Annotated in this window: 13 protein-coding genes; 8 read left to right on the forward strand and 5 right to left on the reverse strand. The window is 72.3% G+C overall.

Annotated features, from left to right (window positions below):
• The first annotated feature begins 135 nt into the window (after positions 1 to 135).
• The 7 genes from F9C41_RS26085 (at position 136) to F9C41_RS26115 (ending at position 7,502) form a co-directional block, all read left to right on the forward strand.
• Positions 136 to 744, forward strand: a complete 609-nt coding sequence (locus tag F9C41_RS26085) for a molybdopterin-dependent oxidoreductase (protein ID WP_155389497.1) — start codon at positions 136 to 138, stop codon at positions 742 to 744.
• Positions 714 to 1,478, forward strand: coding sequence for a ferredoxin reductase (locus tag F9C41_RS26090; protein WP_155389498.1), 765 nt, complete (start codon positions 714 to 716; stop codon positions 1,476 to 1,478). Before F9C41_RS26085 ends, F9C41_RS26090 begins: the two co-directional genes overlap by 31 nt.
• Before the next feature lie 29 nt (positions 1,479 to 1,507).
• A complete protein-coding gene (locus tag F9C41_RS26095; protein ID WP_155389499.1) occupies positions 1,508 to 1,786 on the forward strand; it encodes a DUF6510 family protein in 279 nt (92 codons plus the stop codon).
• 37 nt (positions 1,787 to 1,823) lie between these two features.
• The gene (locus F9C41_RS26100; protein WP_155389500.1) at positions 1,824 to 2,216 is read left to right on the forward strand and encodes a PPOX class F420-dependent oxidoreductase; all 393 of its coding nucleotides are present in this window, start codon (positions 1,824 to 1,826) and stop codon (positions 2,214 to 2,216) included.
• A gap of 457 nt (positions 2,217 to 2,673) precedes the next feature.
• Positions 2,674 to 4,320: a DUF4331 domain-containing protein gene (locus F9C41_RS26105; protein WP_155389501.1), complete on the forward strand. Its 1,647-nt coding sequence runs from the start codon at positions 2,674 to 2,676 to the stop codon at positions 4,318 to 4,320.
• Between the two features lie 111 nt (positions 4,321 to 4,431).
• Positions 4,432 to 5,778, forward strand: a complete 1,347-nt coding sequence (locus tag F9C41_RS26110; protein ID WP_155389502.1) for a tetratricopeptide repeat protein — start codon at positions 4,432 to 4,434, stop codon at positions 5,776 to 5,778.
• A complete protein-coding gene (locus tag F9C41_RS26115) occupies positions 5,775 to 7,502 on the forward strand; it encodes an urease accessory protein UreH domain-containing protein (protein ID WP_230690027.1) in 1,728 nt (575 codons plus the stop codon). The genes F9C41_RS26110 and F9C41_RS26115 overlap by 4 nt, the downstream gene beginning before the upstream one ends.
• A 204-nt stretch (positions 7,503 to 7,706) precedes the next feature.
• On the opposite strand, the gene F9C41_RS26120 is transcribed toward F9C41_RS26115, so the two are convergent.
• The gene (locus F9C41_RS26120; RefSeq protein ID WP_155389503.1) at positions 7,707 to 9,053 is read right to left on the reverse strand and encodes an HNH endonuclease signature motif containing protein; all 1,347 of its coding nucleotides are present in this window, start codon (positions 9,051 to 9,053) and stop codon (positions 7,707 to 7,709) included.
• 92 nt (positions 9,054 to 9,145) lie between these two features.
• Positions 9,146 to 9,625, reverse strand: a complete 480-nt coding sequence (locus tag F9C41_RS26125; RefSeq protein WP_155389504.1) for an NUDIX hydrolase — start codon at positions 9,623 to 9,625, stop codon at positions 9,146 to 9,148.
• Between the two features lie 162 nt (positions 9,626 to 9,787).
• On the opposite strand from F9C41_RS26125, the gene F9C41_RS26130 reads away from it, so the two are divergent.
• Positions 9,788 to 10,129 (forward strand): HIT domain-containing protein, encoded by a 342-nt coding sequence (locus tag F9C41_RS26130; RefSeq protein WP_155389505.1) that lies wholly within the window; start codon positions 9,788 to 9,790, stop codon positions 10,127 to 10,129.
• 4 nt (positions 10,130 to 10,133) lie between these two features.
• Here F9C41_RS26130 and F9C41_RS26135 read toward each other — a convergent pair whose 3' ends face one another.
• From F9C41_RS26135 to F9C41_RS26145, 3 genes are all read right to left on the reverse strand, one after another.
• Entirely contained in the window at positions 10,134 to 10,910 is a 777-nt protein-coding gene (locus F9C41_RS26135) for an ABC transporter ATP-binding protein (RefSeq protein ID WP_230690028.1), read from the reverse strand.
• Positions 10,911 to 11,004: 94 nt separating this feature from the next.
• The gene (locus tag F9C41_RS26140) at positions 11,005 to 12,078 is read right to left on the reverse strand and encodes an ABC transporter permease (protein ID WP_230690029.1); all 1,074 of its coding nucleotides are present in this window, start codon (positions 12,076 to 12,078) and stop codon (positions 11,005 to 11,007) included.
• Positions 12,075 to 13,082, reverse strand: a complete 1,008-nt coding sequence (locus F9C41_RS26145) for an ABC transporter substrate-binding protein (protein ID WP_155389507.1) — start codon at positions 13,080 to 13,082, stop codon at positions 12,075 to 12,077. The genes F9C41_RS26140 and F9C41_RS26145 overlap by 4 nt, the downstream gene beginning before the upstream one ends.
• Between the last annotated feature and the right edge of the window lie 12 nt (positions 13,083 to 13,094).

Here is a 13,094-nt window from a genome sequence, read left to right on the forward strand (position 1 = left end):
CCCGGGGGCCCGCCTTCCGCCGTTCCCGGTGATCATGAAGTTGTGGCGGCGACACGCCGTCGACCCGTGCCATAGGTTCATGATCAACGCGGGAAAGGGGGTGGGGGGTTGCGGGGTGGGTGGTAGTTGTGGGGGATGGGTGGGATTGTGTCGCCGGGATTCCGGGGGCGGCGGGGGACTGAGGGTGGCGAGGTCAGGCTGCCGCCGGGGCAGTACCTGACCGAGGACTTCCCGGTGCTGACGGCGGGGCCGACGTTGCGGGTGCCCACGGACACCTGGGAGTTCGTGATCATCACGGAGGCCGGGCAGAAGCACCGGTGGGACTGGAAGCAGCTGATGGCGCTGCCCAGCGAGCGGCCGACGGTCGACCTGCACTGCGTGACCAAGTGGTCGAAGCTGCACACGGACTGGCAGGGCGTCAGCCTGGACGTGCTGTTCGAGGGCGTGGACACGGCCGCGGACTACGCCATGGTCCACTCGTACGGCGGCTACACCACGAACCTGCCGTACGAGGATCTGCGGAACGGGCAGGCCTGGATCGCGTACAAGTTCGACGGCGAGGACCTGACGCCCGAGCACGGTGGACCGGCGCGGCTGCTGGTGCCGCATCTCTACCTGTGGAAGTCGGCGAAGTGGGTGCGCGGCATCACGCTGACCGACGAGGACACCCCGGGCTTCTGGGAGAGCGCCGGCTACCACGACTACGGTGACCCATGGCGCGAGCAGCGGTATCAGGGGGACTGAGCCCGCGGCTGGTCTGGCGGGCGGCCAGGCTGGTCGAGTTCCGGGACGAGACGCCCAGCGCACGCACCCTGGTGTTCGACGTGCCCGACTGGCCGGGGCACCTGCCGGGGCAGCACGTCGACGTGCGGCTGACCGCCGAGGACGGGTACAGCACGGAGCGCAGCTACTCCATCGCCACGCCCGCCGACGGCACGCGCGTCGCGCTGACCGTGCAGCTGGTCGAGGACGGGGAGGTGTCGCCGTATCTCATCGAGACGCTGTCCGTCGGCGACGTGATCGAGCTGCGCGGGCCGGTGGGCGGCTGGTTCGTCTGGCGGCCCGCGGACCTGGCGCCGGTGCTGCTGATCGGCGGCGGCTCGGGCATCGTGCCGCTGATGGCGATGGTCCGCGCCCGGCGCGAGGCGGGCAGCAAGGCCCTGTTCCGCCTGATCTACTCGGCGCGCACGCCGGAGGACCGCTACTACGCCGACGAGCTGCGCACGCGGGCCCGCGACGACTTCGGGCTGGACGTCAGCTACGTGTACACCCGCAAGACGCCCGAGGGCTGGCCACTGCCGCCGCGGCGGCTGGGCGTGGCCGACGTGAACAACGGCGGCTGGCCGCCGGACTTCCAGCCGGCCTGCTTCGTGTGCGGGCCGACCGGCTTCGTCGAGGCGGTCGCCGACATCCTGATCGCTCTGGGCCACGATGCCCGCCGGGTGAAGACCGAGCGCTTCGGACCGAGTGGCACCTGAGGGCGGCACCTGACGGGAGGCATACCGTAATGGAGATCTTCTCCGACGACTTCACCGACGGCAACGCGATGGCGGGGCCGCTGCGCGAGATCTTCGCGGTGGACATGACCGGCGCCACCGGGCGCTGCGTCAGCTGCGGCGACGAGGGGCCGGTGGCGGGCATGAAGGTGTACGCCCACGCGCCCGGCCTGGTCGCGCGCTGCCCCTCCTGCCAGGAGGTGGTGATGCGGCTGGTCCGCGGTCCGAGCAGCGCCTGGCTCGACCTGCGCGGCACGATGTCGCTGCGCATCCCGATGCCCGCGGAGTAGCCGTTTCCACCCGGAGATAACGGGTAGATTGCGTGCTATGACTATTTTGACCGACGATGACATCGCGCTGCTCAACGAGCCCGTGCTGGCTCATGTCGGCGTGATCGATTTCGACGGCTCGCCGCACGTGACCCCGGTCTGGGTCGACACCGACGGCGAGCACATCCTCTTCAACACCGCCAAGGGCCGGGTGAAGTACAACAGCATGGTCCGCGACCCGCGCGTCGGCATCTCCGTCGTGGACAAGGCCAACGACTACCGCACGCTGTGGGTCAAGGGGACCGTCGAGTTCGTCGAGGAGGGCGCGGATGCCCACATCGACAAGCTCGCGTACAAGTACCTGGGCAAGGACACCTACCCGTGGCGCAAGGCCGACGAGGTACGCGTGATCGTGAAGGTCACCCCGACCGTCAAGCTCGCCCAGGGCTGACCGGCCCTGCTCACCGCCCTGCCTGCAACCTCAACCTGCTGCGGCCCCGGTCAACGCCCGGTGGGCGATGGGAAGGGCACCTTCTACAACGCATAGCGATGTGAAGGTGCCCTTCCGTGCCAGCTCGGCCTGCGGCAGGGTGACCGTGTCCCGCCCGCGAGCCCGATGGCCGCATGGCGCGGGGTGAAGGTACGTGTCACGGCGGTCGTCCTATGGCTCCTAATATCACAGCTTGTACTGATACGTACGTGTCTATGGTCATTCGCAAACGGCCGTGTCACGTCTCGGGTTCGCCGATGCCGAAGAGGTGCTTCGGTGCCGGGGCCCCCGCGGATGGCCCGCTGACGGCAACCGGACAGGCGCCCATCTATGCCCACCTGCCGGTCCGAAGTAGCCATGACGGACGCGGCAGGCGCGTCCCGCCCCTCGACTCAGTAAGAACTGGGGAGGACGGATCATGAAACTCACCCTGCGCCCCCGGGGCCGCCGCGGCATCCCGGTCGCGGTCGCCCTGGCGGCCTGCATCGCCGTCTCCGGCGGGCTGTACGCGCTCGGGCCCGCGGTGGCCGGCGCGTCCAGCCACCGCGAGGCCCCCCTGATCGCGCAAGACCCCGCCGTGGACGCGACGGACCTGTACGCCTTCGTCAGCCCGGACCGCCCCGGCTACGTCACGTTCGTGGCGAACTGGGTGCCGTTCCAGGAGCCCAACGGCGGCCCCAACTTCCACCCGTTCGCCACCGACGCGCAGTACATGATCAATGTGGACAGCGACGGCGATGCGCGGCCCGACGCCCGCTTCCGATGGACGTTCAAGAACGTCGACAAGCGCGGCAACTCCACCTTCCTGCTCAACAACGGGCCGGTGACCTCGCTCGACGACGAGAACCTGCTGTTCAAGCAGACGTACACGCTGGAGTCCTCGTTCAACGGCGAGGCCTTCCGCACCCGCGCCACCAACGTGGCGGTCGCACCCTCGCGGGTGGGCCCGGCGTCCATGCCGGACTACAACGCGCTGCGCGAGCAGGCCACCGTCAAGCTGCCCGGCGGCTGGCGCATCTTCGCCGGGCAGGCCGACGACCCGTTCTTCCTGGACCTGCGGGTGTTCGACCTGCTCTACGGCGGCGACCTCAGTGAGACCGGGCAGGACACGCTCGCCGGATACAACGTCAACACCATCGCGCTGGAGGTGCCGTTCAAGGACGTCGCTCTGCGCGGCGACGGCGCGCGCAACCCCGTGATCGGCGTCTGGACCACCACCGAGCGGCCCCGGGTGCGCATCACCGGACGCACCGGCGACCCGGTCGGCGGTGACCGGGTGCAGGTCTCGCGGCTGGGCAACCCGCTGGTCAACGAGGTCGTCGTGCCCGCCGGGCTCAAGGACGCCTTCAACGCCTCCCGGCCCGACGGCGACGCGAAGATCCCGCAGCTGGTCAAGCGGGTCACCGAACCCGAGGTGCCCCAGCTGATCGAGGCGATCTACAACATCCCCGCGCCGGCCACCCCGCGCAACGACCTGGTCGAGATCTTCCTGACCGGGATCACCACCAAGGCCGACGGCCCGATCAAGGCGGACCTCAACTCGCAGCTCAACAACGCCGACGTGAACCCGGCGAAGTTCCGCCCGTCGGAGATGCTGCGGCTGAACCTGTCCGTGCCGGTCACCGCCGACCCGAACCGGCTCGGCGTCATCGGCGGCGACCTGCAGGGCTTCCCGAACGGGCGCAGGCTGGCCGACGACGTCGTCGACATCGAGCTGCAGGCCCTGGTCGGGGCGGCGCAGACCGGCAAGATCGTGGACGCGCTGGCCGCCGGGGACGCGGTCGACGCCAACGAGAACGCCTTCGGCGACACCTTCCCGTACGTGGCCCTGCCCAACGCGACCGCGGTCAACGCGGCCGGTGCGGGCCCGGCCGCCCCGGCCTCGGCCGACCCGTCCCCGGCGTCCGCGTCGTCGGCCGTCGAGGACGGCATGTCCACCGGCGAAACCATGACGGTGGTCGGCTCGTCCGTAGCCGGCGGCCTGGGCCTGCTGCTCTTCGCCGGCTGGTGGATGCGCCGCCGCAACCGCACCCACGGCCCCGACGAACCCGCACACACCCACTGAAGAAGGAAGGGCACCGTCGGCTCGCGTAGCGAGACGAGCAGCAGCTCGGCACCTCGCCAAGCGTTGCAGACGGTGCCCTTCCCGCCGCTGACTCGGGAAAGGAGAGGAACCATGTGGCGACGGAGCATGTGGCGACGCAGCATCGCGGTGGGCGTCACCGCCGCGGCGCTGTTCGGCCTCGGGGGCGCGTTCGGCGCCGCACCCGGGGCGTGGGTCGCCGAACCTGCGTACGCGCAGGGCGATCCGCTGGTCAGGTCGATCGAGCAGGCCCAGACGCGGCTGCGGGACGTGCCCGGCGACTGGACCACCTGGGCGGCGCTGGGCGGCGCGTACGTCGAGCGGGCCCGGATCACCGGTGACCCCGGCTACTACACCCGGGCCGAGGGCGCGCTGCGCGAGTCACTGCGCCTGCACCCGGCAGGCCCGCCCGCCGACGGCACCGCGACCGGTGCCGACACCGGCTCGGGCAACCACGGCGCGCTGACCGGGCTGGGCGCACTGGCCAACGCGCGGCACGACTTCGCGCAGGCCGAACGGCTGGCCCGGCAGGCGATCGCGATCAACCCGTTCAGCGCCGACGCGTACGGGGTGCTGACCGACGCGCTGACCCAGCTCGGCCGCCCCGCCGCGGCGACCGAGGCGGCGCAGCGCATGCTCGACCTGCGGCCGGGCCTGCCCGCGCTGTCCCGGGCGGCCTACGACCTCGAACAGCACGGCCGGGTCGACGAGGCCCGCACGCTGTGGACACAGGCGCTCGCCACCGCGATCGCACCCGCCGACCTCGCCTTCGTGCACCACCAGCTCGGCGACCTGGCCTGGCACGGCGGCGACCTCGCCGCGGCCCGCGCCGCGTACCAGGCCGGGCTGGCCGCGGACGCCGGCTACCTGCCGCTGCGCCACGGTGTCGCCCGCGTCGACGCGGCGAGCGGCCGCACCGCCGAGGCGCTGGCCGGGTACGCGGCACTGACCGCCGCCTCACCGACACCGTCGCTGCTGGTCGAGTACGCGCTGCTGCTGCGCTCACTCGGCCGCGCCGCTGACGCCGACGCACAGCTGGCGCTGGCACAGGCCGCGCTCGACCTCCTGACCGCCGGGGGAGGCGGGGACAACCTCGCCGCCGCCGAACTGGCCCTAGCCCGCGGCGACCACGCCACCGCGGTGCGCCTGGCCACGGACGAGTGGCGGCGGCGCAAGCACACCGACGTCGCGGACACCCTCGCCTGGGCGCTGCACCAGGCCGGGCGTTCGGCCGAGGCGCTGCCCCTCGCGCGGGCCGCGGCGGCGCTCGGCGCGCGCAGCGCGCTCCACGCGTACCACCTGGGAATGATCGAACTGGCCCTAGGCGACCGGGCCGCGGCCCGGCGCGATCTTGCGCGAGCCATGGACCTCAACCCCCACTTCTCCCCGGTCGACGCGCCCGCCGCGGCGAGCGCCCTGGCCTCGGCAGGTGCCCGATGAATCCCTCGACCATGCTCCGCCGCACGCTGCCGATCGCGGCGCTGGCAGGACTCGCGCTGGCGCTGCTGCCCGCCCCCGCGTCGGCGCACCCGCTGGGCAACTTCTCCATCAACCAGCTGATCGCGCTGACCCTGCGTCCCGCGGCCGTCGACGCGACCGCCGTCCTCGACGTCGCCGAGCTGCCCACCCTGCAGCAACGCGGCGCCGTCGACACCTCCGGCGACGGCGTCGCCGACGCACCCGAACTGCGTGCGCACGCCACGGCCGCCTGCGACGCCGTCGCCCGGGATCTGGCGGTACGCGTTGACGACCGCACCCTGCGCTGGGCCGCCCTCTCGGCCGCGATGACCCTCGAACCGGGCTCCGCGGGCCTGCCCACCAGCCGCATCACCTGCACCCTGAGCGCCCCCGCGCGGCTGGATCAGGCCGCCGTGCTCACCGTCCACAACGGCCACCTGGCCGACCGCGTCGGCTGGCGCGAGATCACCGCCGTCGGCATCGGCGTCGACCTGCCCGGCTCACCCGTCCCATCGCGCAGCACCACGAACGAGCTCCGCGACTACCCCGTGGACCTGCTCGGCTCGCCGCTCGACGTGCGCGACGCCCGGGTGTCGGCCCGCCCCGCGGCGGCACCGGTCGGCTCTCCGGCGACCGGCCTCGGTTCCGCAGCGACGCCGGACCTGGGCGGATCCGCCCGGCCCGACGACCTCGCGCCACTGCGCTGGGCCGCCTGGGCACAACAGCAGGTCCTTGACACCGTCGGGGCCGAGCGGCTCACCCCGCTCGTCGGCCTGCTCGCGGTGCTGCTCGCCCTGGTTCTAGGCGCAGGCCACGCGCTGCTTCCCGGCCACGGCAAGACCGTGATGGCGGTATACCTGGCCGGCCGGGCGGGCCGCCCCCGCGACGCGCTCACCGTCGGCGCGACCGTCACCGCCACCCACACCGGCGGCGTCATCGCGCTCGGCCTCCTGCTCACCGCGGTTTCGGGCCTGACCGGCCAGACCGTGCTCGGCTGGCTCGGCCTGGCCAGCGGTACCATCGTGATCACCGTGGGCTTCGCCATGCTGCTGACCAACCTGCGCCGCAGGCCCACACGCGGTCACCCCCGCGACACGTCCGACCACGACCACGGTCCTCATGGCCACCACGCGCATGAGCACGGTTCGCATGGCCACCACGCGCATGAGCACGGTTCGCATGGCCACGGTTCGCATGGCCACGACGCGCATGACCATGGTTCGCACAGCCACGGTTCGCACGGACAGGGCGCGCATCACCCCGCCTCGCACATCCGAGGCTTGCTGGCACATGGCTCGGCCGGTGCCGGCTCGCATGGGCATGTGCATCGTCATGGTCTGTTCGGTCGGGCGCACTCCCACGGCGGCGGCCATGCCCGGGAGGACACGGGGCGCGGGCGGTTCGGGCTGGGTGCGATCGGGGTGGCGGCGGGCCTGGTGCCGAGCCCGTCCGCGCTGGTCGTGCTGCTGGGCGCGATCGCGCTGGGCCGGACCGGCTTCGGCATCCTGCTCGTGCTCGCGTACGGCCTGGGCATGGCGGGCACGCTCACCGTGGCAGGGCTGCTCCTGCTCAAGGTCCGTGACCGCTGGGCAGGACGGTTCGACCGGTTCCGGCGGCTGCGCCTGGCCGGGCCGTATGCCGCGAGTGCGATGGTGCTGCTCGTCGGCCTCGGCCTCGCCGCACGGGCCGCGACGCTGGTGGTGTGATTGCGGCTTCTCGGGTGACAGCCGGTGGCGGCGCGGTTGGTGACCGGCTGGCATCCGCGCTGGGAGGAGGCACGACGCGAGCGGTCCTTCACCGAGGTGGTCGTTGCGGACCGGGCCGGTCGGCCTGGCGGAGCGCCGTAGGGCGTGCTGCTTTCTCCGAGTGGAAGCCGGCTCGGCCCGGTGTGATCACCGATCGGGCGCGGCCTAGGGCCGTAGATGGAAGGTGTTGCGGCAGGGATGCCGAGCGGCGTCCACATAGCTCGGCGGGATGAACTCCGGTCGCCGGTCGTGGCCGAGGCGGACGCGCCAGTCTTCATGGTGGATGACGCGATGGTGGTGTCCGCAGAGCAGGACGGCATTGTCGAGGTCGGTGGGGCCGCCGTCCGCCCAGTGGCGGATGTGGTGCCCCTGGCACCAGCGCGGTGGGCGGTCGCAGCCAGGGAACGCGCAGCCTCGGTCGCGGAGGACGAGCGCCCGGCGCAGGGCTCCGGTGAAGAGACGGCGGGTCCGGCCGAGGTCGAGCAACTGCCCGTCGCCGCCAAGCACGGCCGGGATGACCTGGGCGTCGCAGGCGATGCGGCGGGCGGTGTCGGGAGTGAGTGTCGCGCCGTTGTCGAGCAGCCCCGCGCCGGTGCGCCGGGCGAGGTCGTCGTAGTCGACGGTGACGACGAGCTGTGGTCGGTCGCCGCCGTTGTCGGGCAGCTCGCCCGAGGCCAGTACACGGCGGCAGATCTCGGTGAGCGCGTCGGCGCGGCGCTGTCCGGCGGTGCGCAGGTCACGGACGTGCCCGGGGGAACGTGCACCGGCATGGACGCTGCCATCGACACTCAGATCGCCCGTGATGGCGGCGCTGGTGGGAAGGACAGCACGCGTGGGGTCCAAGGCGCCGGGGCGGGTGAGCGGGTCGAGGGCGGCGGTGACGATGGCGGCGGCCTCGGTGTCGAGCCAGCCGGTCAGCCGCACGCGCCCGCTGCGGTCGGGCGTCAGGGTGAGCGTGCGCGCGGCGTGGGCGCGTTCCTCGTGCTCGGCCAGTGCTTCCCGCTCGTGCTCCTCGGCCAGGTCAGGGGCGACGTGGGTGAGGATGCGCTCCCCGAAGCGGCGCAGGACGGACGGCTCGAACTGGGCCGCGAACCCGATCAGGGCGGCCTCGGCCTTCTCCGCGATCTCCAGTCCTGCCACCGCGGGAAGTTCGGCGAGCGCCTCGGCGATGACGGCGGCCTGCTCGGTGTTGACGGTTCCGGCGGCGAGAGCGTCGGCGGTGGCGGGGAGGCGGTCCAGCGCCCGGGCGAGGTGGACGGTCTGCTTGGCGCCGCGTATGCCGATGCGCCAGTGCTCGCGCAGCCAGACCGCCGTGCTGGAGGCGCCGTGCGCGGCCGGAAGGGCGCGTGCGTCGAGTTCGCGGACCAGGGACAGCTCCACGGCCATCAACCGTTCCCGCAGCCCTCGCGTCGCGTCGAGTGCGGTGATGAGCTCGGCGTCGGCCAAGGGCCACACGGGCGCATCGGTGCAAGCGGCGACCGCCAGCTCCGCCTGCGTCAACGCCGTTCTCATTCCTCCATTTTAGAACATACGTACGACAGATTCGAGTGAAGATGATCGATCAAAATCGGGGTTTTCGGTGATGATCGCCAGCGGTGGTGGGGTCAGGCGCCACTGCCGTAAGCGGCCGTGACGGCGAGGCGCAGGCTGCGGCGGATCCATGGCGGCAGGTTCGGATCGGCGTCCGCTTCGGCGAAGGTCAGGTGGACGATGTCGGCGACCTCGTCCGGTGACGCGGGGACGGGCTCGGCGTCGGCGGGGAGTGCGGCGGCGAAGACGACGTTGACCACCAGGTCGCCGCCGTCGGCGGTGAACAGGCTGCTTTCGACGTACGTCAGTGGGACGCCGGTGAGGTCGACGTTGATCTCCTCGGCCACCTCGCGCCGCGCGGTCTGCTCGAGGATGTCGGGAATGACGGGCCCGACCGGCAGGTCCACCTTTCCGCCCACGCCGGACAGCAGGCCCGCGGCGCGCGCCTCCCGCTCGCTGCGCCTGATGAGCAGCCAGCGACCGTCGCGATGCAGGTGGACCTCGACGTTGACGACGAACGCGGGACGCCCGCCCGGAGTGAGCTGTTCGATCATCCACGCACTCTATGGCGGTCCGGCCGATGTCACGGGCCCGCCGGGTAGCGTTCGGCGCTCGTGCACCCCGAGCGGCGGCGGCGCTGCTAGCGTGGCTGCTCATGTTCCCCGGGGCGCGGGCCGGACGACAGGGCCGGGGAGCCTTGATGACGGGGTGGGCCGATGACGGACGACTTCTACTGCGACGAGGCGCTCAGCGGGCGTACGCCGGTGCGGGTGGTCGCCGAGACCGACGAGGTGCTGGCGTTCCACCACACCCGCCCGTTCTGGCCGGTGCACATCGTGGTCGTGCCGAAGCGGCACGTGCCCTCCCTCGTCGATCTCGGCGCTGCCGCCGAGCCGGTGCTGCACGCGGTGCTGGCGGTGGTGCGGCAGGTCGCCGCCGACGTCACCCGCGAGCACGGCGCCTGCCGGGTGCTCACCAACCTCGGGCGGTACCAGGACTCCAAACACCTGCACTTCCACGTGAACAGCGGCATGCCGCTGCGACCGGAGACCGACTGACCGGTCAACCGGCCTGGTCGTGGTGGTAGAGCCGGACCAGGTCCTCGATCTCGGCACGTACGCCCAGGAACGCGGCGTCGCGCTTGGTGGTGAGGTCGCGTTCGCCGGGCAGCGGCACGGTCACGTCGGCGGCGACGCGACCGGGGTTGCTGGCCAGGGTGATGACGCGTTCGCCGAGGAAGACGGCCTCCTCCACATCGTGGGTGACCATGATGACGGTGGTGCCGCACTCGTGCCACAGGCGGCGGATGAACAGCTGCATGTCCTCCTTGGTCTGTACGTCGAGCGCGCCGAACGGCTCGTCGAGCAGCAGCACCTCGGGTTCGCAGGCCAGCGCGCGGGCGATGGCGACGCGCTGGCGCTGGCCGCCGGACAGCTGCCGGGGCAGCGCGTGGCGCAGCCTGGTCAGGCCGGTCGCGGCGAGGTAGTGGTCGACGCGGGCGGCGCGCTCGCCGCGGCTGAGGGGGAGCAGTTCGAGTCCGAACGCGACATTGCGTTCGACGGTGCGCCAGGGGTAGACGGCGCCGGTCTGGAAGACCAGGCCCCGGTCGGGTCCGGGCCCGGTGACGGGTATTCCGTCGAGCAGCACCTCGCCGGTGGTGGGCCGGGACAGGCCCGCGATCAGGGCGAGCAGGGTCGACTTGCCGGAGCCGGACGCGCCGACCACGCATGTGAACGAGCCCCGGGCGACCTCCAGGTCGATGTCCTCCAGCGCGCGCACCTGCTCCCGGCCGCGCGTGAAGTCCTTCCCGACGGTCCGCAGCCGCAGCGTTCCCGTCACGAGGCCCGACTTCCCGCGCGATCGGGCAGCTGCCATGGCATTCCGGTCGGGAAGCCCGCCGCCGGCCCGCCCGGCGGCTGTCGTCGTGTTCCGGTCATGAGGTCCACCTTCCGACCCGGTCGCGCAGCAGCCGGAGCGCGACGTCGATGGTGAGGCCGATCAGCGCGATGACCACGAGCACCGCGAAGATGCGGTCGATCTGGTTGAAGCGCTGCGACCGCACGATGCGGTAGCCGAGGCCCTCCTCGGCCGCGAACAGCTCGGCGACGACCACGAAGTTCCAGGCCGCGGCCGCGTTGACCCGGATCGCGTCGAGGATGCCGGGCAGCGAGAACGGGATGACGACCTTGCGCAGCACCTCCCCGCGCCGGGCGCCGAGGGTGTACGACACGTCGACGAGCGCACCGGGCACCCGGCGTACCGCGTCGGCGGTCATCAGGGTGTTGAAGAAGACGGTGCCGAGGAAGAGCAGCGCCACCTTCGACATCTCGTCGATGCCCAGCCACAGTGCCAGCAGCGGGATGAACGCGCTCGCGGGCAGGTAGCGCAGCAGGCCGATGACCGGCTCGAACGCGGCCCGCCCGGCCTGGAACGCGCCCATCGCGATGCCGAGCGGCACGGAGACCGCCACGGCCAGGCCGAAGCCGAGCAGCACCCGTCGGATGCTGGCCAGGGTGTCGCCGAGCAGCAGCCCGTCACGGGCCATGTCCAGTCCGGCCGCCCACGCCTGCGCGGGGGACGGCAGGTAGTCGGGTCGACCGTCGATGGCGGCGCTGAGCAGCTGCCAGAGCGCGAGCGGCACCAGCACCGACAGTACGGTCAGCACCAGCCGGGAAGGGCGCGGGATCGGGGCGCGCACCGCGAACACCCGGGGCACCCGGCGTGGCGGCTGCCGCCGGGGCAGCGGCGCGAACGCCGCCGCCCCGGCTCCCGGACCGGCGTCCACCGCGACGGCCGCGCCGTCGGCCGTGGCGGTGCCACCGGTCAGGTCCATGTCCGCCGCGCTGTCGCCGGCGGTCGGGTCCGGATCGGCCGCGGTGGAGCGGTCCGCGGACGTGGGCGGGGCCGCCGCGCTCGCGCCGGGACGGCCGGCGACCGGCGGGTCGGCAGCCGTCGTCGGCCCCGGGTTGCCGGCTGGCTCCGGGCCGCCTTCGGTGAGCAGGCTCATGGGGAGACCGCCTGGACGAACTTCGGTTCGAGCAGGCCGTCCAGCGGCGGCGCGGTGTCGACGAGCTTGGCCGAGACCATGAACTCGGCGATCGACTTCGCCTGGAAGTCGAGGTTGGCGGGGGTGGAGCCGGGCGTGAACGCGGCCAGGTTCTGCTCCCGGGTGAAGATGGTCGTGCCGGCGTCGTACGACTTGTAGTCGGCGGCGCTGACCCCGGCCTTCTTCGCCATGATGTCGACCGCGGCGTCCGGGTTCGCCTTGATCCAGGCCAGGGTGTCGAACCAGGTCTTGACCACGGCCTGCACCTCGGTCGGGTGGTCCTTGACGAACGCGGCCGTGAAGACCAGGTGGTCGGGGATCGCGCCGGGGAAGTCGGCGCTGGTGGCGACGGCCTTGCTGCCGGCCAGCCCGAGCGCGGTGGTGGTGAACGGGGCGAACGCGCCCACCGCGTCGACCTCGCCGGTGGTGAACGCGGCCGCGCCGGCGTCGGTCAACATCGGCTTGAGCGCGATGTCGGCCTCGGTCAGCCCGGCCGTCTTCAGCGCCAGCAGCAGCAGGTAGTGGTCGACGGTGCCCTGCTCGACGGCGATCCGCTTGCCCTTGAGATCGGCGACGGTGTTGATGCCGGGCTTGGCGATGATCTGGTCGTTGCCGGTGGAGTTGTCGTTGACCAGCACGATCGTCTGCTGCGCGCCGCCGCTGACCGAGGTCAGCGTGTCGCCCAGCGTCTGGCTGTTGGCGCTGAGGTTGCCGGTGGCCAGCGCGGTGAGGCTGTCGGTGTAGCTGTCGAAGTACTTCAGCTCGACGGTGACGCCGTTCTTGGCGAACAGGCCCTGCTCCTGCGCGACCTGCCAGGGGAACCAGCCGGGCCAGGCGCTGAAGCCGAGCACGACGGTGGCGGGCGCGCCCGGGGCGGGCTCGTCCTCGCCGCAGGCGGTGGCGGGCAGGACCAGCGCGGCGACGGCGGTGACGGCCGCGAGGCGGTGGAGGAAACGACGGTTCATGTATGTCTCCTG

It is taken from the genome of Catellatospora paridis (assembly GCF_009720365.1).
Classification (GTDB): domain Bacteria; phylum Actinomycetota; class Actinomycetes; order Mycobacteriales; family Micromonosporaceae; genus Catellatospora; species Catellatospora paridis.

Bases quoted from the DNA above. Each gene is read 5' to 3' on its own strand.
- F9C41_RS26085 (WP_155389497.1), top strand. From the start codon at position 136: ATGGGTGGGATTGTGTCGCCGGGATTCCGGGGGCGGCGGGGGACTGAG.
- F9C41_RS26090 (WP_155389498.1), top strand. From the start codon at position 714: ATGGCGCGAGCAGCGGTATCAGGGGGACTGAGCCCGCGGCTGGTCTGG.
- F9C41_RS26095 (WP_155389499.1), top strand. From the start codon at position 1,508: ATGGAGATCTTCTCCGACGACTTCACCGACGGCAACGCGATGGCGGGG.
- F9C41_RS26100 (WP_155389500.1), top strand. From the start codon at position 1,824: ATGACTATTTTGACCGACGATGACATCGCGCTGCTCAACGAGCCCGTG.
- F9C41_RS26105 (WP_155389501.1), top strand. From the start codon at position 2,674: ATGAAACTCACCCTGCGCCCCCGGGGCCGCCGCGGCATCCCGGTCGCG.
- F9C41_RS26110 (WP_155389502.1), top strand. From the start codon at position 4,432: ATGTGGCGACGGAGCATGTGGCGACGCAGCATCGCGGTGGGCGTCACC.
- F9C41_RS26115 (WP_230690027.1), top strand. From the start codon at position 5,775: ATGAATCCCTCGACCATGCTCCGCCGCACGCTGCCGATCGCGGCGCTG.
- F9C41_RS26120 (WP_155389503.1), bottom strand. From the start codon at position 9,053: ATGAGAACGGCGTTGACGCAGGCGGAGCTGGCGGTCGCCGCTTGCACC.
- F9C41_RS26125 (WP_155389504.1), bottom strand. From the start codon at position 9,625: ATGATCGAACAGCTCACTCCGGGCGGGCGTCCCGCGTTCGTCGTCAAC.
- F9C41_RS26130 (WP_155389505.1), top strand. From the start codon at position 9,788: ATGACGGACGACTTCTACTGCGACGAGGCGCTCAGCGGGCGTACGCCG.
- F9C41_RS26140 (WP_230690029.1), bottom strand. From the start codon at position 12,078: ATGAGCCTGCTCACCGAAGGCGGCCCGGAGCCAGCCGGCAACCCGGGG.
- F9C41_RS26145 (WP_155389507.1), bottom strand. From the start codon at position 13,082: ATGAACCGTCGTTTCCTCCACCGCCTCGCGGCCGTCACCGCCGTCGCC.